Below are 19,815 nucleotides of genomic sequence, written 5' to 3' on the forward strand. Positions count from 1 at the left end.
AGCCAAAAGGCCCGGAACCATGCGGATTCCGGGCCTTTCGCTTACTGCATCTGCCGTTATTTCTTCCCGTCGGCCTGGTCAGCCGATGCGGCCCCGGGCTTGAAGTAGGACGCTCCCAGCGGGGGAAGCGTGACAGTAAGGGTGGCCGGCTGGCCATCCTGTCCCTCGTTGGTGGCCTTCAGCTCTCCACTGTTCAGCACACCCGATCCGCCGTAGGTGGTGTGGTCCGTATTAAGGACCTCGGTCCATGCGCCGGCCGTGGGAACTCCAAGGGTGTAGCCGACGTGCGGCGTACCGGAGAAGTTGATGGCGCAGACGACCGGGTTGCCGTCGGCGTCCCATCGGATGAAGGACAGGACATTACGGTCGGCGTCTCCCCCGTTGATCCACTGGAAACCCGCAGGAACGTTGTCCTGGGTGTAGAGGGCGGGTGTCGCAGCGTACAGCTCGTTCAGGTCCTTGGTCAGCAGCTGCAGTCCGCGGTGCGCGGGGATGTCCGCGAGCCACCAGTCCAGTCCGTGCTGCTCAGACCACTCCGCTTCCTGGCCAAACTCGGTTCCCATGAAGATGAGCTGCTTGCCGGGGTGCGCCCATTGGTAGGCAAAGAAGGCGCGGAGGTTGGCCAGCTGCTGCCAGCGGTCGCCCGGCATCTTGCGGAGCATGGAGCCCTTGCCGTGGACAACTTCATCGTGGCTGATGGGCAGCAGGAAGTTCTCCGTGAAGGCGTAGACCAGGGAGAAGGTGACCGTTCCGTGGTGCCACTTGCGGTTGAAGGGATCCTCGGAGATGTACTTGAGGGAGTCGTGCATCCAGCCCATGTTCCACTTCAGGCCGAAGCCCAGGCCACCGTGGCTGGTGGGAGCGGTGACGCCCGGGAAGGCCGTCGACTCTTCCGCGATCATGACGGCGCCGGGGTGTGTCTTGTAGACGGTGGCGTTGACTTCCTGCAGGAAGGAGATGGCTTCCAGGTTTTCCCTTCCGCCGAAGCGGTTGGGCCGCCACTGGCCTTCCTGGCGGGAGTAATCGAGGTAGAGCATGGAGGCCACAGCGTCCACGCGCAGGCCGTCGATATGGAACTCCTCCAGCCAGTACAGCGCGTTGGCCACCAGGAAGTTCCGGACCTCGGTGCGGCCGAAGTCGAAGATCAGGGTGCCCCAGTCCGGGTGTTCCCCCAGCGCCGGATCCGCGTGCTCGTAAAGAGGCTCGCCGTCGAACTGGGCCAATGCCCAGGAATCCTTGGGGAAGTGTGCAGGCACCCAGTCCAGGAGCACGCCGATGCCCGCCTGGTGGAGGGCGTCCACCAGGTAGCGGAACTCGTCGGGATGTCCGAACCTGGACGTGGGTGCGAAGTAGGAGGTGACCTGGTAACCCCAGGAACCGCCGAACGGATGCTCCGCGACGGGCATGAATTCCACGTGCGTGAACCCGAGCCATTTGACGTACTCCACCAGTTCGTCGGCGAGTTCACGGTAGCCAAGGCCCAGCCGCCAGGACCCGAGGTGCACTTCGTAGACGCTCATGGCCGAGTTGTGCGGGTCCCGTTTGGCCCGTGCTTCCATCCATTCGTCGTCCTTGAAGGCGTAGGAAGGTTCCACCACCCGGGACGCCGTCAGTGGTGGCACCTCCGTGCCGAAGGCCAGCGGATCGGCCTTTTCGACCCAGTAGCCGCCCCGTGTCAGGATCTCGTACTTGTAGCAGGCACCTGCCGGGACGCCGGGAATGAACACTTCCCAGACACCGGAGGAACCCAGCGACCGCATGGAGTTTTCCCGTCCGTCCCAGGCGTTGAAATCGCCCTTGACCCGGACGGCCTGCGCGTTGGGGGCCCAGACGGCGAAGGACACACCGTTGACGTCTCCAAGCGATGATTTGTAGTGCCGCACGTGGGCACCGAGAACCTGCCACAGTTTTTCGTGCCGGCCTTCACCAATGAGGTGCAGGTCCACTTCGCCTACGGTGGGCAGGTAGCGGTAGGGCTCATCAATGGTCACCGGGTCCTTGCCCGGGTAGGTGACCGAGAGCCGGTAGTCGGGAACGTGGCCCTGGTCCTGCGGATCCAGGACCGCAACCCAAACGCCGTGAGCCTCGTGTTGCATTGGCACTTCACCGGCTTGGGTGACCACGGTGATCGCTTCGGCAAGATGCTTCACGGTGCGGATGGTGACATGCCCGTAGTCGTCCAGGTGCGCGCCCAGGACGGAGTGGGGGGCGTGGTGTTCACCGTTCGCGATCCTGCCCAGGGTGCCTTCGTCCACGTGCAGCGGCACCCCCGGCTGGTCAGTTCGTGCTGAGCCTGTCATTTTGTTACCTTCCGATGCTGCACCGGCCTGATCGCCGGCACCGTTACCGCTTAGGAGCCGCCTGGAGGCGTTTACTGGAATCGCCACCCAGTCGGGCCTGTTACGCATTTCATAAACAACTTCGTACAGCGCCTTGTCCAGCCACAATGCCACAAACAGGGGCGAGGTCCGGTCCACCGTGCCGGGAATGACCCCCGCGTACCCGGCAAGGAAGGCATCGGCGCAATCGTCGACCCAGCTGTCCGGGACCTGTGCACCTTCCTGCTCGCGCTGCGCCGCACCGGCCGCGTAGTCGAAGGAGCGCAGCATTCCTACCACGTCCCGGAGTGGTACGTCCGGGACGTTCCGTTCGGAGATGGGCCGCAGGGGCTCGCCCTCGAAATCCAGGATGGCCCAGCGCGATTGGTCGCCGGATTGTCCGGTCACGAGGAGGATCTGGCCCAGGTGGAGGTCGCCGTGGATGCGCTGCAGCGGCCCGGCGGGAACCTTGTCCAGGCCGGCCAGCAGGGCGTCCAGGGCGTCGTCGTAAGGCCCGACGGCGGCACGGGCTTCCGCCCAAGCAGCGCGGACACGCTGGGCAACAGCAGCTCCTGGCGCCTTTCCGGGTTCGGGCTCGGCTGACTGCCCCAGTGCCTCCGCCAACCGCTTGTGCACCGTTGCGGTGGCCGCGCCCAGGGCGCGGGCTTCTGCCGTGAAGTCGGTGCCGGAGCGGGCGGCGTCAACCGCCAGCCGCCAGGCGTCGCGGCCGCCGGCGAGGAACTCGTGGGCCACCGCAAGCTCACCTTGGACGTAGCGGCTGCTTTGTCCGGCGTTACCGGATTTTCCGAGCCACTCCCCGCGGACCCAGCCCAGGGTGGCGGGGACTTCCGCTGTGCCGGCCCTGGTCAAGGCAGCACCGACTTCAATCTCCGGGTTGGTCCCGTCCGACAGGACGCGGAAGAATTTCACCATGGCGGCAGATTCGCCGTCGTCCACGATGACTGAACTGTTGGACTGCTCCCCCGAGAGCACCTTCACCACGCCCTTGGCAGTGGGCAGGCGGTGCGGCCCTTCCACCCGGAATCCGGTGGCACTGCCGCTTGCGGCCTTCGACCCGTCCCGGATGAGGTCGAGCCAGGCGCCTACGAAGTCGGGGTCGTGGACAGCGTCGTAGACCCAGGGACGGGTTGGATCCATTCCTGCGGCTTCGCCTACCAGCGCCCGTTCCATGCCGCCGGCCGGTGCCGGGCGGAAGCTCAAGGGGACCTGGACCACGGCGCTGCGCGGGCCGCCGTCGGGCCCCTCCATGGTGACGTTGAGGAGGAATACGGCCAGCGCGGCGTGCCCGGTGGGATCCTCCAGGCCCAGGCTGCCGGCCTGGGAAATGGCGAAATCGGGTGTCTTGACGGGGAACCATCGCTGCTGCGGCAGCCATTCCTTGAGCAGCGCAGTCAGGGCGGGAGTGAGGATTGGCTGGTTCATCTCAGTTCTCTATCGACAGGATGGGCATGGCCTGGGTGAAGGGCGACGACGGATTGGACCCCGCCGACCGCATGCGGAGCCAGAAGAAGTCATGGCTTCCGAGGGTCAGGGTGAGGGTGCCGTCATCGCCGATGCCGGGGAAGATCTGTCCACCGAAGACGTCGCGCAACCCGCGCCCGGCATATTCCGGAATGCGCAGCGTGGCGGCGACGGGGTGCTGGGAGAGGTTGAAGGCGCACAAAATGATTTCTCCATCGACGCCCGCAGGGTTGCTGTCCGGCAGTTCACGAAGGTAGGCCAGGACGGCGTCGTGGTCCGCCTCCACGTGCTTGAACCCGCCCAGTCCGAAAGCCGGGTGGTTCTTGCGGACGCTGAGGATCTGCCGGGTCCAGCGCAGCAGGGACCCGGAGTGGGCAGCCTCCGCTTCGACATTGGCCATGCCGTAGTTGTAGACCAGCGACTGGATGGGCGGCAGGTACAGCTTGCCGGGATCCGCATGGGAGAAGCCGGCATTCCGGTCCGGGTTCCACTGCATGGGGGTGCGGACGGCGTCGCGGTCCTCAAGCCAGATGTTGTCCCCCATGCCGATCTCGTCCCCGTAGTACAGGAAGGGGCTGCCCGGAAGCGAGAGCAGGAGGGCATTGATCAACTCGATCTCGGCGCGGGAATTATCAAGCAGCGGTGCCAGCCTGCGCCGGATGCCGATGTTGGCCCGCATCCGGGGGTCGGGGGCGTACCAGCCCAGCATCGCCGCGCGCTCATCGGCGGTGACCATCTCCAGGGTCAGCTCGTCGTGGTTCCGGAGGAATGTTCCCCACTGCGCGCCCTCGGGGATGTCCGGGGTGTCGCGCATGGTTTCGATGATGGGAGCGGCCTTCTGGTCCCGCAGCGCGTAATAGAGGCGGGGCATGATGGGGAAGTGGAACGCCATGTGGCATTCGGGTTCCTCAACGGTGCCGAAATACTCCACCACTTCGGTGGGCGGCTGGTTTGCCTCGGCAATGATGACGCGGCCGGGATAGCTTTCGTCCACCATGGCCCGCAGCCGGCGGAGGAACTCGTGGGTGGCCGGGAGGTTCTCGCAGTTGGTGCCCTCTTCCTCAAAGAGGTAGGGGATGGCGTCTGCCCGGAAACCGTCGATCCCCTGGTCCAGCCAGAACCGGACAACGTCGAAGACGGCGTCGATCACCTTCGGGTTTTCGAAGTTCAGGTCAGGCTGGTGGCTGAAGAACCGGTGCCAGAAGAACTGCCGGCGGATGGGATCGAACGTCCAGTTCGATTCCTCGGTGTCGACGAAGATGATGCGCGCGTCCTGGTACTTCTCGTCCGTGTCGCTCCAGACGTAGAAGTCCCCGAAAGGGCCGTCCGGGTCCTTCCGCGATTCCTGGAACCACGGGTGCTGGTCGGAAGTGTGGTTCAGGGGCAGGTCGATGATCACCCGGACGCCGCGGGCATGGGCTTCTGCCACGAGGCGCTTGAAATCGCTGATGGTGCCGAATTCGTCCAGGACGGAGTTGTAGTCGGAGATGTCGTAGCCGCCGTCGCGCAGCGGTGACTGGAAGAACGGGGGCAGCCAGAGGCAGTCAACGCCCAGCCACTGCAGGTAATCCAACCGGTCGATGAGCCCGGAGAAATCCCCGGACCCATCGCCGTTGGCATCCGCAAAGGCCCTGACAAGTACTTCATAGAACACGGCCTTGCGGTACCACAGCGGGTCATGCTGGAGGCCAGGGGCATTTAGCTCGAACGTGCTCTTTGGGGTGAAGTGGCCGGAACTTTGCGGATTAAAACTCACGAATGCATTCTCCTCACGCTCAGGATGTGGGCCGGTTCCACGTGCGGGTCGAGCCGCACATAGTTGTACTCGCCCCACTCCCAGCTTTGGCCGGAGATCAGGTCGTCAACATAGAAGCCGCCGCCCGGGGTGCGGTCCTGCGGATCGAGCTCCAGGGCTGCCAGGTCCAGCACCACGCTGCTTTCCTTGGTGACATGCGGGTCCACGTTGACCACCACGATGATGGTGTCCTTGGTCCCGTCGGGAAGGGTCTTGTGCTTGGAGTACACCACCGTGGATTCGTCCGTGCTCTGGTGGACCGTCAGGTTCTGAAGGTCCAGCAGCGCCGGGTGGTCACGGCGGATGTGGTTCAGCCGTGTGATGTACGGTGCCAGCGAGCGCCCGGACTCGGCTGCGGCGTCCCAGTCGCGGGCCTTGTACTCGAACTTCTCGTTGTCGATGTATTCCTCGGCGCCGGGCCGGGCCACATGCTCGTACAGTTCGTAGCCGGCGTAGACGCCCCAGAGCGGGCTTCCGGTGGAGGCAAGGACCGCCCGGATCCGGAACGCGGCGGGGCCGCCGTACTGCAGGTATTCGGTCAGGATGTCCGGGGTGTTGACGAAGAAGTTGGGGCGGAAGAAGGCCGGGGATTCGTGGCTGACTTCGTCGAAGTACGCCTCGATCTCCTTCTTGGTGTTGCGCCAGGTGAAGTAGGTGTAGGACTGCTGGAAGCCGGCCCTGCCCAGTGCGTGCATCATGGCGGGGCGGGTGAACGCTTCGGCGAGGAACACCACGCCCGGGACCGTTTTATTCACTTCGGCAATAAGCCATTCCCAGAACCACACCGGTTTGGTATGCGGGTTATCCACCCGGAAAATCTTTACGCCGTGGCTGACCCACAACAGGACAATCCGCAGAATTTCCCGGGAAAGCCCTTCAGGATCATTATCGAAATTGAGCGGATATATGTCCTGGTACTTCTTCGGCGGGTTTTCGGCGTAGGCAATGCTGCCGTCCACCCGGGTGGTGAACCATTCCGGATGGGACTCCACCCAAGGGTGGTCCGGGGCTGCCTGAAGCGCAAGGTCCAGGGCAACTTCCAGGCCCAGTTCGTTGGCCCGCGCCACGAAGGCGTCGAAGTCCTCGAAGGAACCGAGGTCGGGGTGGATGGCGTCATGGCCGCCCTCCTTGGCTCCAATGGCCCAGGGCGAGCCGGGATCATTGGGGCCGGCAACCAGGGTGTTGTTGGGTCCCTTGCGGTGCTGCACGCCGATGGGATGGATGGGCGGCATGTACAGGACGTCGAAGCCCATGGCGGCCACGGCGTCGAGCCGCCTTGCCGCGGTCCGGAAGTTTCCTGACGTCCAAGCGCCCGTGTTGTGGTCCTTGACCGCGCCTTCAGAGCGGGGGAAGAACTCGTACCAGGCGCCGCGGCCGGCGCGGTCCCGCTCCACCAGGAGGGGGAACTTCTCGGAAACCGTCACCAGTTCCCTGATGGGCTGCCGGGCCACGATGTCAGCGATTTCCGGGCTGAACCCTGCCCCGAGCCGTTCCTCGGTGCTGCGGGACTGGTCGGCCAGGACGTCGGAGGCGTGCCGCAGCGCTGCCCGGTCCACCTCGTCCCGGAAGTCCTCGGTGGACGCTTCGCCCAGCAGTTTGGCACCTTCGGTAAGCATGAGTTCGACGTCGATCCCGGCGTCGATCTTCACCTCGGCGTTGTGGTGCCAGGTGCCGTAGCGGTCGTGCCAGGCTTCGATCACAAAGGACCAGTTCCCGGTTTCCGACGGCGTAAGCACGCCTTCCCAGCGGTCCGTTCCCATGCCGCGTTCCCCGCGGGGCGGCGCGAGCCGCACACGCTGGCGCTCCGCGCCGGAGGGGTCCAGGAGCACGGCGCTCACACCGAGCTGGTCATGCCCTTCGCGGAAGGCGGTGGCGCCCACCACGATGGCTTCGCCGGGCAGGGCTTTGGCCGGAAACTTGCCGCCCTCGACGACGGGCTGCACTGCGGTAATGGGAAAACGCCCGAACCGAAGGCCCTCCGTGATACGGCGCTGGGGCATTTTGGTGGATGCGGCACTGGTTCCTGAGTTAGTCGTCACAGGCTCGACGTTAGCGAGAAATGGCCAGGATTGCTAAGCGTGCTCACTAAAATTCCTCGCGCCGCGGCCCAATTTCTTCACGCCCCTGTCATTTACCCAAAAGAAACCGAAAGCTGGTTCCAGCCGCGCATGTTGTCGATTAGTGTGACGCAGGTGAAGGCAATCCGCAGGTTTACGGTCCGTACAGTCCTCCCCGAGCCCATCCGGCCCCTGGCCAGGCTGGCCAGCAACTTGCGGTGGTCCTGGCACCGGCCCACGCGGGAGCTTTTCGCGGCACTGAACCCGCGCCTCTGGGAGGAAAGCGGGCAGGATCCCATCGGCTTCCTGGGAATGGTCAGCCGCGAGGAATTCCAGCGGCTCGCCGCGGACCAGTCAGTGGTGGACCGGGTGCGGGCTGCCGAAGAGGACCTCGACCGGTACCTTGAGGAACCCCGCTGGTACCAGGGCCTGGGCCCGGACGCCCCCGCCTCCATCGCCTACTTCTCCCCCGAGTTCGGCATTACCGAGGTCCTCCCCCAGTATTCGGGCGGCCTGGGCATCCTGGCCGGTGACCACTTGAAGGCTGCCTCGGACCTGGGTGTTCCCCTGATCGGGGTGGGCCTGCTGTACCAGGCGGGTTATTTCAAGCAATCACTCTCGCGCGATGCCTGGCAGCAGGAGACCTACCCGGTCCTGGATCCGGACGGGCTGCCCCTGACCTTGCTCCGCGAGCCGTCCCCCGACGGCAACGGCAAGGCCCTGCAGATCTCACTCCCCCTCCCCAACGGAAGGCGGCTGCTGGCACACATCTGGCGTGCCGACGTCGGACGCGTTCCCCTGCTCCTGCTGGACTCCAACGTGCCGGGCAACGACGATGCCGCCCGCAGCATCACGGACCGGCTGTACGGGGGCGGCGGCGACCACCGGCTGCAGCAGGAACTCCTGCTCGGCATGGGCGGCGTCAAGGCCCTGCGCGCTTTCCAGAAGCTGACAGGCTGCGCCGCACCGGAGGTGTTCCACACCAATGAAGGGCACGCCGGGTTCCTTGGGATCGAACGCATCCAGGAGCTGATGTCCGGTGAACAGGCCCTGAGCTTCGACGAAGCACTGGCCGCGGGGCGTGCCTCCACGGTGTTCACAACGCACACGCCCGTCCCGGCAGGCATTGACAGGTTCGAAATCAACCAGATCAGCCACTTCTTCCAGGCCGGCCTGGCTCCCGCGGTGCCGCTGGACCGGATCCTGGAACTGGGCAGGGAAAACTATGCGGACGGCAACCCGTCCGTCTTCAACATGGCGGTGATGGGCCTGCGCCTTGCCCAGCGCGCCAACGGCGTGGCCAAACTGCACGGCGAAGTGTCCCGCGGCATGTTCTCCGCCCTGTGGCCGGGCTTCGACCACTCCGAGGTGCCCATCACCTCGGTTACCAACGGCGTGCACGTGCCCACCTGGGTGGACAGCCGCATCTCCAAGCTGGCCCGTGACCAGTTTGGCAGCGAGGCGGAAGCGCTGGGCAAATGGGACCTGGCCTACAACGTCAGCGACGCCGATGTCTGGGCGCTCCGCCGGGAGATGCGGGCTGCGCTGGTGGAGGACGTCCGCCGCAGGCTGCGCGCTGCCTGGAAGAAGCGCGGCGCGGCCGACGCCGAGCTGGGCTGGACGGACAGCGTCCTGGACCCGGATGTGCTGACCATCGGTTTTGCCCGCCGGGTGCCCACTTACAAGCGGCTCACCCTGATGCTGCGCGAACCTGCCCGGCTCAAGGCCCTGCTGCTGCACAAGGAGCACCCCATCCAGCTGGTCATCGCTGGAAAGTCGCACCCTGCCGATGATGCCGGGAAGAAAATGATCCAGGACCTGGTGCGCTTCACAGACGATCCCGAGGTGCGGCACCGTATCGCGTTCCTGCCCAACTACGACATCGCCATGGCCAGGACCTTGTTCCCGGGCTGTGACGTCTGGCTGAACAACCCGCTGCGGCCGCTGGAGGCCTGCGGGACCTCCGGCATGAAGGCGGCGCTGAACGGCTCGCTGAACCTGTCCGTCCTGGACGGCTGGTGGGATGAGATGTACGACGGCGAGAACGGCTGGGCGATTCCCACCGCCAACAACGATGCCTCCCCCGAGGAACGCGACGACATCGAGGCGGCGGCGCTGTACGAGCTGCTTGAAACACAGGTGGCACCGCGCTTCTACGGGAGCACGGTATCCGAGGGGGCAGGAGCTGCCGGGCCTTCGACCACCAGGAGCGAGAAGGTCCCCACGCATTGGGTGTCCATGATCAAGCACACCCTGTCCCACCTGGGTCCGGCCGTTTCCGCGGAGCGCATGCTCCGCGACTACGTGAACATCCTGTACCGCCCTGCCGCCGAAGCCGGCCGCAGCGCCACCGCCAACTCCTATGCCCAGGCCCGTGCCCTGGCGTCGTGGTCGGCCAAGGTCCGCTTGGCCTGGCCCCAGGTGCACGTGGAGCACGTGGATTCCGTGGGTGTGTCCGAGGATCCGCAGATCGGCGACACACTGCAGGTCAACGCCTACATAGCGCTGAATGCCCTCACCCCCGAGGATGTCTGCGTGGAAGTGGCTTATGGCCGGGCCGAAGAGAACGACGCCCTGGCAGACATCACCATGATGGAGCTGCAGGTGAAGGAGGACCTGGGCAACGGACGGCACCTGTTCAGCGGTTCGCTGGTGATCGACCGCTCCGGACCGTTCGGATACACCGTCCGCGTACTGCCCCGGCATGAAGCACTGGCCTCCAAGGCGGAGCTGGGGCTGATCGTCAACGCTTAGCCCGCCGCTCCGATGGGTACGGCTCCTGGGCAGGCAGGGACCAACCCGAAGCAGGAGGGCGCAATGACCGAACGTACGGTAGCGGATGTGATCGTGGAGCGCCTCACCACGTGGGGTGTGGGGCGGGTCTTCGGCTACAGCGGGGACGGCATCAACGGATTCATGGGTGCCCTGCGCCGCACCGATGGACGGGTTGAGTTCGTCCAGGCCCGGCATGAGGAGTCGGCGGCCTTCATGGCCGTGGGCCATGCCAAGTACACGGGCGGAGTGGGCGTGGTGACCTCCACCCAAGGCCCCGGCGCCGTCCATCTGCTCAACGGGCTGTACGACGCGAAGCTGGACGGCGTGCCGGTGGTGGCCATCGTGGGGCAGCAGAGCCGCACCGTGCTGGGTTCGGCCTACATGCAGGAAATCGACCTCAACGCCTTGTTCAAGGACGTCGCCTCCCAGTTCGTGCAGCTGGTGAGCGCGCCCGAGCAGGTGCCCATGGTGCTGGACCGTGCCTTCCGGACGGCGAAGGCAACCTCCTCCCCCTGCGTGGTCATCATTCCGCATGACGTGCAGTCCGCGCCTGCCCCGGAGCTGGAACAGCAGCACGGCATCGTTGTCACAGCCCCCTCCTGGAGTGCTGCGGCCAAGAGCCCCCGCGGGGAAGACCTGGCCGCCGCAGCTGCCCTCCTCAATTCCGCAGAGAGGGTAGCCCTCCTGGTGGGCCAGGGTGCCAGGCACGCCGGCAAGGAAGTGGTTGCCGTGGCGGAAAAGCTTGGGGCCGGCATCGCCACCAGCCTCCTGGGCAAGCCCTACGTGGATGAGAACCTGCCCTTCGCGGTGGGAACCATGGGGCATCTGGGCACCACGGCCAGTGCCCACCTTCTGGGCAATTGCGACGCCCTCCTCATAGTGGGTTCCAACGACCCCTGGACCGAGTTCTACCCGCCGCCCGGGGCCGCTCGCGCCGTGCAGATCGACATTGACGAGAAGAAGATCGGCAACCGCTACCCCGTGGAGGTGGGCCTGGCGGGAGACGCCGCATCCGCCCTGGAAGCCTTGAACCAACGGCTGGAACACCGCCCACGCACCCAATGGCGTTCAGATGTGGAGGAGGCCGTCAGCCGGTGGCGCATCCTCTCGGCAGACCGGGCTGCAGTTGCGGCGAGCCCCATTAATCCTGAACGTGTGGTGCGTGAGCTTAACGGCAGGCTGCCGGAGAACGCCCAGCTGAGTGTCGACGTCGGAAGTTGTGTTTACTGGTATGCCCGTCAACTGGTGCTGCCCCTGAACGTCCCGGCGCACCTGTCCGGGACGCTGGCCAGCATGGGCTGCGCCATCCCTTACGGGATTGCCGCCAAGCTGGCGCATCCGGACCGCCCGCTCGTGGCCCTGGCCGGGGACGGTGCCATGCAGATGCTGGGCGTGGCCGAGCTGGTCACGGTGGCGCACAGGTGGCGCCAGTGGCAGGACCCACGGTTCGTGGTGTGCGTCTTCAACAACCGGGAACTTACCGAGGTCACGTGGGAGCAGCGTGAGTCGGAGGCCGAGCCGCGGTTTGCCGCAAGCCAGGAGCTTCCCGATTTTCCGTTCGCCGGCTACGCGGAACTGCTGGGTTTGAGGGGCATCCGGGTGGAGGACCCGGAGCAAATCGCAGACGCCTGGGACCAGGCCTTCGCCGCGGACTGCCCCGTGGTGATCGAGGTACTGACCGACCCCGAGGTCCCGTTGCTTCCGCCGTTCCCGGCCGGGCGCCAGAAGGCGGAGAACATGCGGAAAGGGCTGTCAGCGGAGGACGACGGCGGCCGGGCCTCTGCGCTGCTGGACACCTATGCCGCGCACGAGGAGCGACCGGAGGGCTAGCCGCGTGTGCCCGGTTCCTTGGGGAGGAACGGGACTTTCAGGACGGGAGCCGGGTCAGAGCATGACGGCGGTGACGGCAAGGTCATTGCCCGCGTACCGTTCGGCGTCCTGCAGGATTTCGCAGATGATCCCGAACGACCTGTCGCTGCGGAACGGGGCAGCCACCTGCCACAGGACCGTGACGGGCGGGTTGCCGTTGTCGGTGATGCTATCCGCGAAGTCGTGGAGCGAGTCGTTCAGCGCGTCCAGGTTAACGCCATAGTGTTCGGGAAAATCCAGGACCTCACCGAAGGTTTCCAGGACGGCGCGTTTGCTGTCCGCGGGTGGGACCACCACGCTGCGCCGGCCGGCATCCGCCACCTGTTCCTGCAGTTCTTCCAGGGTCCAGGTGTCGCCGGAGAAGATTCTCATGGTTGCGCTAGCTGCCTTCCGCTATGTACTTGAACGTTGCGTAGTGGTCACTGGTGTAATACTTCTCCCCGCCGTCACCGGCGACGATGCGCCGTGCGCCCCGGTCCGGTTCGCCGGGGGTGGGAACGGTGTACTCGCGGTAATAGCCACGGTTCCGGACCGGCAGGACCCGCTCGAAGTTGCCGAACACCTGCTGGTCCTGGCTGTACTGGAACGGACCGCCCGCCCGGATCAGCCCCAGCACCCGGCGGCCCTCCACGGGAAGGGCGGACTCCCTGATCTCCGGCAGGCTGGACGGGTTCGCGCCCCGCTGCGGCGGGGACTGCTTCGCTGCCGGGGACGTTGCCGCTCCGCCCGGTGTGGGGGTGCGGCTGGAAGCAGTTTCCGGCGTCGTGCCTTCCGTCTGCCGGCCCAGCAGCCCGGCACCGCCGAACGCCACGATGGCCAGCACTACCAGCACGGCCAGGAGCAGGGGGAGGATGGAGCGGTTCCGCATGTGAGCTACGTGCGGTAGATGCTGATGGAGTTGGCCTCGGCCAGGTCGGTCTCCCCCGAAGCCACCTGGATGCCTTGCCGCTGCTTGTGGCGGGGCGAGGTGGTCAGCCGAAGCTCGAACAGGCTTGGATTCTTCCTCCCGGCGTCCGGCAGGGTGACCGTGACGTCCGAGGCACTGCCGTTCACTACCACCAGGCCGGCCAGTTCGCCGCCGTCGTCACCCAGCAGGAGCTGCATGACGCGGTGGTGCGGATCGTTCCAGCGTTCAGCGGACATGGGCTGGCCGTGCTGGTCGAACCAGTAGAGGTAGGACTGCTCGTCCCGCACCGGGAAATCATGCGGCTGGGCAGCCAGGAACTCCTTGCGCAGGCGGATGTACCGTTTGGTGCTGCGCAGCATTTCGTGCGCTTCCGGCGTCATGGTCCAGTCAAGCCAGGTGATGGCATTGTCCTGGCAATAGGCGTTGTTGTTCCCCTGCTGCGTCCGGGCGAGCTCGTCCCCGGCGGTGATCATGGGAACCCCCAGCGAAACCATCAGTGATGCCATCAGGTTCCGCCGCGACTGCGCCCGCCGGGCGAGGATCACACCGTTCTCGGTGGGGCCCTCCACGCCGTGGTTGTAGCTGCGGTTGTCCCCGTGCCCGTCCCTGTTCTCTTCGCCGTTGGCCTCGTTGTGCTTGCGGTCGTAGGACACGAGGTCGTTCATGGTGAAGCCGTCGTGGGCGGTGACGAAGTTGACCGATGCCAGGCGTGACCGGCCGGACGCCTGGAAGAGGCTGGCGGAACCGGACAGGGCGTCGGCGAGTTTGGCCATGGTCCCGCCGTGCCCGCCAGTGTCGATGGCGGCACGGTCTGCCAGCCAAAAGGTACGGACGGCGTCCCGGAAGTGGTCGTTCCAGTCCACCCATCCGGGCGGGAAGCGGCCTGTCTGCCAGCCTCCGTAGCCAATGTCCCAGGGCTCGGCAATCAGCTTGACCTCGGACAGCACGGGGTCGGCGGCGACAGCGGTGAGGAAAGGATGTTCGGGGTCGAATTCGTTCGCGGCGTCCCGGCAGAGCGTGACGGCCAGGTCGAACCGGAACCCGTCAATGTGGTATTCGTCCACCCAGTACCGGAGGGAATCGGTCACCAGCTGGACCACGCGCTGGTCCGCGAAGTTCAGCGTGTTGCCGCAGCCCGTCGTGTCGATGTACCTGCCGTGACCGTCCACGCGGTAGTAGGTGTCCTCCCCCAGTCCGCGGAAGCTCAGGACCGGTCCGCCCGGGCCGGCCTCGGCGGTGTGGTTATAGACGACGTCGAGGATGACCTCCAGCCCGGCCTCGTGGAGTGCCTTGACCATGGCCTTGAACTCATCCTGGACAGCCTGCGGGCCTTCCTCCCGGGCGGCCCGGGTGGCGTACCCGGGGTGCAAGGCGAAGAACGCAGCGGTGTTGTACCCCCAGTAGTTGGTCAGTCCCAGGTCCTGCAGGTGCGGCTCATCGACGTGGAAGTGCACCGGCAGGAGCTGGACGGAGGTAACGCCCAGGCTGGTCAGGTGCTCCACCACGGCTGGGTGGGCCAGGCCGGCATAGGTGCCCCTCAGCTCTTCCGGCACGTCGGGATGGAGCATGCTCTGGCCACGGACGTGGGCTTCGTACACGATCGTGTTGCGCCAGGGAAGGCGCAGGCGTTCGTCCGACCCCCAGTCGAAGTCGGTTGCGGTCCGGACGCTGGTGAGGACGCCGTCGCGCTGGTCCACTCCCCGGCCATAGGGGTCCAGGAGCAGGGGCTGGCTGCGGGAACCGTTCCCATTGCCTGCAGGAAGCCCGGAGGGCAGGGTTTGGCGGTCCGGCGTGGGACAGAAGCCGTAGTGCGATCCGTAGGGCAGGTCCTCGACAATGCCGTGATGGACGCCGCGCGTAACGTTGGGCAGCGTCTGGACCCGCCACTGGCCGCCCGGAGGGCAGTACACGATGTCCAGGCTGGACACCCCGGGGGCAAGGCAGGCGACGTTGGCGCGCGCGCCGGCGTGGTGGCGGGTACCTCCGGAATCAGCGCGCGGAACGCTGACACCGAGGGGAACAGCCGAGGAGGCATCCATGGCGGAAGCAGTGTCGAAGAGCGGCATGACCATCACCTAAATAGTAGCCGCCAGCGGCACCTGACCTGCCCGTACGCCACAGCGGCGCCGGGTAACCATCCCGGGATACCGGGCTGGAAGTACTTACCCCGCCGCGCGTTGGCGGGAGACCTCGTACAGCGAGATGCCCACGGCCATCGACGCGTTGAGTGACTCCATGGCGGAGTCGATGGGGATGGAGACGATCTGGTCGCAGTTCTCACGGACCAGGCGGCTCAGGCCCTTGCCCTCGGAGCCCACAACGATGCACACCGGTTCTTTGGCCAGGGTGAGGTCAGGCAGCGAAACGTCGCCGTCGCCGTCGAGCCCCAGGACGAAGATGCCCATGTTCTTGAACTGCTTCAGGGCGTTGTTCAGGTTGGAGGCGCGGGCCACGGGCACGCGGACCGCCGCGCCGGCGCTGGTTTTCCAGGCCGAGGCGGTGACGCCCACGGAGCGGCGCTCGGGCACGATCACGCCGTGGCCGCTGAAGGCGGAGACGGAGCGGATAATGGCACCCAGGTTCCGGGGGTCCGTGATGCCGTCCAGTGCAACGAAGAGCGGCGCGTTGGCGACGTGCCCCTTCTTCCACTTCTCCACGGTTTCCTCGGCCAGTTCGTAGGCGTCCTGGTAATCGTAAGGCGGGATCTGCAGCACCAGGCCCTGGTGGACGGCGTCGTCCGTCATCCGGTCCAGTTCCGCCTTGCCGGTTTCCATCAGCGGGATGCCGCGTTCGGCGGCGAGCTTCAGGGATTCCTTGACCCGGTCGTCCATCTCGATGCGGATGGCAACGTGCAGGGCTTTGGCAGGGATGCCGGCGCGGAGCGCTTCTACGACCGAATTGCGTCCGGTCACCACTTCCTCGGTGGCACGGCCCTTGGGTCCGGACTTGGCGGCACCGGCACTGCGGGCACCGGTTCCGCGCTTGGCAGCGGAGCGCTCGGCCAGCTGCTTGGCTTTGTGTGCCTTGTGGTACGGACGGTCCTCGGCCTTGGGCGTGGGGCCCTTGCCCTCGAGGGCCTTGCGGCCATGGCCACCGGTTCCGATGGTTGGGCCCTTCTTCGCTTTAACCGATCGGCGACCATTGTTGGCCATGATGTTCCACCCTTGATTGTGTTGACTGAATCTGCCTACCAGTCTACTGACCGAAGAAAAATCGGCAGCGCCGGTAAGCGATCCGTCCCCTGGGGCGGGTGGGGATCAGTCCCGCTTGAGGCTCCACGTGGCGCCGTCCGGGCCGTCTTCCACCACGACGCCGGCCTGGTTGAGCGTGTCCCGGATGGCGTCGGAGGCGGCCCAGTCCTTTTGGGCCCGGGCAGCCGCGCGGGCGGCCAGCTGCGCTTCGACCAGCACGCCAAGGGCCTCGGCCTCCCGGGTTGCCGCGGCAGCGGAGCCTTCGACTGCGTTCAGCCCCAGGACCCCGAGCATGTCGTGGACATGGTGCAGCGCCTGCCGGGCGTCCTCCAGCCGGTCCTCAGTGAGGGCGGTGTTTCCGGAGCGGACGGTGTCATGGAGTACTGCCAGCGCCTGGGGGACGTTCAGGTCGTCATCCATGGCGCGTTCGAACGCCTCGGGAACAAGCCCGTCCGTGGCAAGGGTGTAGGTTCCGTCAGAGGAAAGTGCACGCACGGCCCGGCTGATGAAGCCGTCAATGCGTTCGACGGCGGCCGCGGCCTCCTGCAGGGAGGTGGGCCGGTAGTCCAGGATGGAGCGGTAGTGCGCCTGGCCGAGGTAGTAGCGCACCACCCGCGGCGACGCGAGTTCCAGCATCTCCGCGGGGCTGATGGTGTTGCCGATGGACTTGGACATCTTTTCGCCCTGGTAGGTCACCATGCCGTTGTGCATCCAGAAGTTGGCGAACGGGTGTCCGGCCGCCTGTGACTGCGCCATCTCGTTTTCGTGGTGCGGGAAGCGCAGGTCCAGGCCGCCGCCGTGGATATCGAATGCGGTACCCAGGTACTTGGTGACCATGGCCGAGCACTCAAGGTGCCAGCCGGGCCGTCCTGCCCCCCAGGGCGAAGCCCAGCTGGCGGTGGCCGGCTCCCCTTCTTTGGAGCCCTTCCACAGCGCAAAGTCGCGGGGGTCCTTCTTGCCGCGGGGGTCGGCGTCGGGCGCCGCCTGCATGTCATCGATGTTCTGCCGGGTCAGTGCGCCGTATGTGTCCCACGAATGGACGTCGAAGTACACGTCCCCTGAATCATCCAGGGCAGGATAGGCATGGCCGCGGTCAATGAGCTGCTGGATCAGGGCATGCATCTCGGGGATGTGCCCGGTGGCCCGGGGTTCGTACGTGGGCCGGGAGACGCCAAGGGTGTCGTAGGCCTTCAGGAATTCCTGCTCGTAGCGGTACGCCAGCGCCCACCATTCCTCCTGAGGCACTTCGCCCACCTCTGGGCTGAAGTCCGGCGCGAACGAAGCCTCGGACTTGGCCAGGATCTTGTCGTCGATGTCCGTCACGTTGCGGACGACCGTGACGCGCAGGCCCCGGTACTCAAGCCAGCGGGTGAGCTGGTCAAAGGCGATGGCGGAGCGGATGTGCCCCACGTGCGGCATGCCCTGGACGGTGGCGCCGCAGTAGTAGAGGCTGACCTTGCCGTCGACGATGGGGACGAAGTTCCGGACTTCGGCGGAGGCGGTGTCATAGAAGCGCAGGGTCACCGCTCCAGACTAACTGATGGGCTGGGGCTGCTGGGGGTACACCAGCGCGGTGGCCACCGCCGAAATGCCTTCCCCGCGTCCGGTGAATCCCAGGCCGTCGCTGGTGGTTGCCGTGACGCCCACAGAGGCGCCTGCGGCTTCGCTGAGGACCTTTTGGGATTCTTCCCTGCGCGGCCCGAACTTGGGCCGGTTGGCCACGAACTGCACCGCAACGTTGCCAATTTCGAACCCGGCTGCCCGGACAATCCGGGCGGCTTCGGCCAGGAGGGTGGCGCCGGATGCGCCGGCGAACTCCGGGCGGTCGGTACCGAAGTGGGTGCCAAGGTCGCCGATGCCAGCGGCCGAGAACAGGGCGTCCGCGGCCGCATGGGCGACGGCGTCACCATCTGAGTGCCCGGCGAGGCCCCGTTCGCCGGGCCATAGGAGTCCACCGAGCCAGAGGGGCCGGGGCGAGTCTTCCGGCGCGTAGGCATGGACGTCGATTCCCACCCCGGTGCGCGGCAGAACCATCTCCGCGCTCATCCTTCCACCCACCGGGCGCCGAGCGGGCCTTCCAGGAGCCCTTCCGCGAAGATCAGGTCAAGGGGCGTTGTGATCTTGAGGGACTGCGTTGATCCGCGGACGGCATGGACGGGGGTGCCGAGCATCTCCACCAGCATGGCGTCGTCGGTGACGGCCGCGGACTGCTGCTGGTCCAGGGACTGTGCGGCCTGGTGCGCCTGCAGCAGCGCGCCGATCCGGAAACCCTGGGGCGTCTGCACGGCCCGGAGCTCCTGGCGGCGGGCTGTCCCCGTGACAACTTCGGGTGCAAAGGCCGCGTCCTCCCCGGTAGTGGCGGCCACCGTTTTGACGGTGTCTACCACGGGCAGCGCCGGAATGACGGCGGCAGCGCCGGCGGCAAGGGCATCGGAGACGCGGTGGAAAACGGATTCGGGCGTGAGCGCGCGGGCGGCGTCGTGGACCAGGACCGCCTCGATGCCGTCCATCAGTGCCGAGATGCCTGCGCGGACGGAGTCGGCCCGAGTGGCTCCGCCGTCGACAATCGTCAGGAGTGGACCACCATCGGCAAGCTCGCCACGGAAGTCGTCACACAACTCCCGCAGGCCCCGGTCACCGGCAGGCAGCGCCACGCACACCTGGCTGGCCACTCCTGACGCGACAATGCCCCGCAGGGCATGTATCAGGATGGGCTCGCCGCCGAGCGGAACAGCGGCCTTGGGCATGCCGTAGCCGAGGCGCTGCCCGGAACCGGCGGCCACGAGGATGACGGCCGTGACCAGGCGCGTGGGTGATTCACTCATGCGGACTAGCCTACGACGCCGCCACTGCGGTCAGGCGGCTTGGACACCGGCGGGTGATGCCAAAAAAAGAAGCCCCGGCGGCACTTGCGTGCCGCCGGGGCTAAATTCTTAGGAAGCCAGGACCTCGTCGAGAACGCTTGCAGCCTTCTCCTCGTCGGTCTTTTCAGCCAGCGCCAGTTCTGAAATCAGAATCTGACGGGCTTTGGCCAGCATACGCTTCTCGCCTGCGGAAAGGCCCCGGTCGTGATCCCGGCGCCACAGGTCGCGAACGACCTCTGCCACCTTGATGACGTCACCGGAAGCAAGCTTCTCCAGATTTGCCTTGTACCTGCGTGACCAGTTGGTGGGTTCCTCGGTGAACTCGGCGCGGAGCACATCAAACACGTGCTCCAGGCCTTCCTTGCCCACTACGTCCCGGACCCCAACAAGGTCAACGTTCTCTGCTGGAACTTCAATGGTCAGATCACCCTGAGCCACCTTGAGCTTGAGATACATCTTCTCTTCGCCCTTGATGGTGCGCATCTTGATTTCTTCAATCTTCGCAGCACCGTGGTGAGGGTAAACTACTGTCTCGCCGACCTCAAATACCATGTGGA

13 protein-coding genes are annotated in these 19,815 nt (G+C 66.0%); 2 read left to right on the forward strand and 11 right to left on the reverse strand.

The window, feature by feature from the left end:
* Positions 1 to 56: 56 nt before the first annotated feature.
* From AC3ANU_RS18875 to AC3ANU_RS18885, 3 genes are read right to left on the reverse strand one after another with little or no spacing between them, the layout of a single operon-like run.
* Complete coding sequence (locus AC3ANU_RS18875) at positions 57 to 3,761, reverse strand: 1,4-alpha-glucan branching enzyme (protein ID WP_488315070.1); 3,705 nt, start codon at positions 3,759 to 3,761, stop codon at positions 57 to 59.
* 1 nt (position 3,762) lies between these two features.
* Entirely contained in the window at positions 3,763 to 5,556 is a 1,794-nt protein-coding gene (treS, locus tag AC3ANU_RS18880) for a maltose alpha-D-glucosyltransferase (RefSeq protein WP_018771179.1), read from the reverse strand.
* A complete protein-coding gene (locus AC3ANU_RS18885) occupies positions 5,553 to 7,595 on the reverse strand; it encodes an alpha-1,4-glucan--maltose-1-phosphate maltosyltransferase (protein ID WP_488315997.1) in 2,043 nt (680 codons plus the stop codon). Before AC3ANU_RS18885 ends, treS begins: the two co-directional genes overlap by 4 nt.
* A gap of 192 nt (positions 7,596 to 7,787) precedes the next feature.
* Between AC3ANU_RS18885 and glgP the strand changes: the two genes are divergently transcribed.
* Together glgP and AC3ANU_RS18895 are read left to right on the forward strand one after the other, a co-directional pair.
* A complete protein-coding gene (glgP, locus tag AC3ANU_RS18890) occupies positions 7,788 to 10,406 on the forward strand; it encodes an alpha-glucan family phosphorylase (protein ID WP_186447770.1) in 2,619 nt (872 codons plus the stop codon).
* A gap of 63 nt (positions 10,407 to 10,469) precedes the next feature.
* Complete coding sequence (locus tag AC3ANU_RS18895; RefSeq protein WP_488315071.1) at positions 10,470 to 12,257, forward strand: thiamine pyrophosphate-requiring protein; 1,788 nt, start codon at positions 10,470 to 10,472, stop codon at positions 12,255 to 12,257.
* A 54-nt stretch (positions 12,258 to 12,311) separates the two neighbouring features.
* On the opposite strand, the gene AC3ANU_RS18900 is transcribed toward AC3ANU_RS18895, so the two are convergent.
* The 8 genes from AC3ANU_RS18900 to AC3ANU_RS18935 form a co-directional block, all read right to left on the reverse strand.
* Positions 12,312 to 12,668, reverse strand: a complete 357-nt coding sequence (locus AC3ANU_RS18900) for a barstar family protein (protein WP_018771183.1) — start codon at positions 12,666 to 12,668, stop codon at positions 12,312 to 12,314.
* 7 nt (positions 12,669 to 12,675) lie between these two features.
* The gene (locus AC3ANU_RS18905; RefSeq protein ID WP_018771184.1) at positions 12,676 to 13,164 is read right to left on the reverse strand and encodes a guanyl-specific ribonuclease; all 489 of its coding nucleotides are present in this window, start codon (positions 13,162 to 13,164) and stop codon (positions 12,676 to 12,678) included.
* 5 nt (positions 13,165 to 13,169) lie between these two features.
* On the reverse strand, positions 13,170 to 15,275 hold the full coding sequence (gene glgX, locus AC3ANU_RS18910; protein WP_056389212.1) for a glycogen debranching protein GlgX: 2,106 nt from the start codon (positions 15,273 to 15,275) through the stop codon (positions 13,170 to 13,172).
* 90 nt (positions 15,276 to 15,365) lie between these two features.
* Positions 15,366 to 16,355, reverse strand: a complete 990-nt coding sequence (gene rlmB / locus AC3ANU_RS18915; protein WP_018771186.1) for a 23S rRNA (guanosine(2251)-2'-O)-methyltransferase RlmB — start codon at positions 16,353 to 16,355, stop codon at positions 15,366 to 15,368.
* Positions 16,356 to 16,460: 105 nt separating this feature from the next.
* Positions 16,461 to 17,918, reverse strand: coding sequence for a cysteine--tRNA ligase (gene cysS, locus AC3ANU_RS18920; RefSeq protein WP_488315072.1), 1,458 nt, complete (start codon positions 17,916 to 17,918; stop codon positions 16,461 to 16,463).
* Positions 17,919 to 17,927: 9 nt separating this feature from the next.
* A complete protein-coding gene (ispF, locus tag AC3ANU_RS18925) occupies positions 17,928 to 18,428 on the reverse strand; it encodes a 2-C-methyl-D-erythritol 2,4-cyclodiphosphate synthase (RefSeq protein ID WP_018771188.1) in 501 nt (166 codons plus the stop codon).
* A gap of 8 nt (positions 18,429 to 18,436) precedes the next feature.
* Entirely contained in the window at positions 18,437 to 19,219 is a 783-nt protein-coding gene (ispD, locus tag AC3ANU_RS18930) for a 2-C-methyl-D-erythritol 4-phosphate cytidylyltransferase (protein ID WP_018771189.1), read from the reverse strand.
* 108 nt (positions 19,220 to 19,327) lie between these two features.
* A complete protein-coding gene (locus tag AC3ANU_RS18935) occupies positions 19,328 to 19,810 on the reverse strand; it encodes a CarD family transcriptional regulator (protein ID WP_011690592.1) in 483 nt (160 codons plus the stop codon).
* Between the last annotated feature and the right edge of the window lie 5 nt (positions 19,811 to 19,815).

This window comes from Arthrobacter sp. SDR-2R, assembly GCF_057747955.1.

What these genes read in the sequence shown, in the direction of transcription:
- AC3ANU_RS18895 (WP_488315071.1), top strand. Translation starts at nt 10,470, where the DNA reads ATGACCGAACGTACGGTAGCGGATGTGATCGTGGAGCGCCTCACCACG.
- AC3ANU_RS18900 (WP_018771183.1), bottom strand. Translation starts at nt 12,668, where the DNA reads ATGAGAATCTTCTCCGGCGACACCTGGACCCTGGAAGAACTGCAGGAA.
- ispD (WP_018771189.1), bottom strand. Translation starts at nt 19,219, where the DNA reads ATGAGTGAATCACCCACGCGCCTGGTCACGGCCGTCATCCTCGTGGCC.
- ispF (WP_018771188.1), bottom strand. Translation starts at nt 18,428, where the DNA reads ATGGTTCTGCCGCGCACCGGGGTGGGAATCGACGTCCATGCCTACGCG.
- glgX (WP_056389212.1), bottom strand. Translation starts at nt 15,275, where the DNA reads ATGGTCATGCCGCTCTTCGACACTGCTTCCGCCATGGATGCCTCCTCG.
- AC3ANU_RS18935 (WP_011690592.1), bottom strand. Translation starts at nt 19,810, where the DNA reads ATGGTATTTGAGGTCGGCGAGACAGTAGTTTACCCTCACCACGGTGCT.
- rlmB (WP_018771186.1), bottom strand. Translation starts at nt 16,355, where the DNA reads ATGGCCAACAATGGTCGCCGATCGGTTAAAGCGAAGAAGGGCCCAACC.
- AC3ANU_RS18905 (WP_018771184.1), bottom strand. Translation starts at nt 13,164, where the DNA reads ATGCGGAACCGCTCCATCCTCCCCCTGCTCCTGGCCGTGCTGGTAGTG.
- AC3ANU_RS18885 (WP_488315997.1), bottom strand. Translation starts at nt 7,595, where the DNA reads ATGCCCCAGCGCCGTATCACGGAGGGCCTTCGGTTCGGGCGTTTTCCC.
- AC3ANU_RS18875 (WP_488315070.1), bottom strand. Translation starts at nt 3,761, where the DNA reads ATGAACCAGCCAATCCTCACTCCCGCCCTGACTGCGCTGCTCAAGGAA.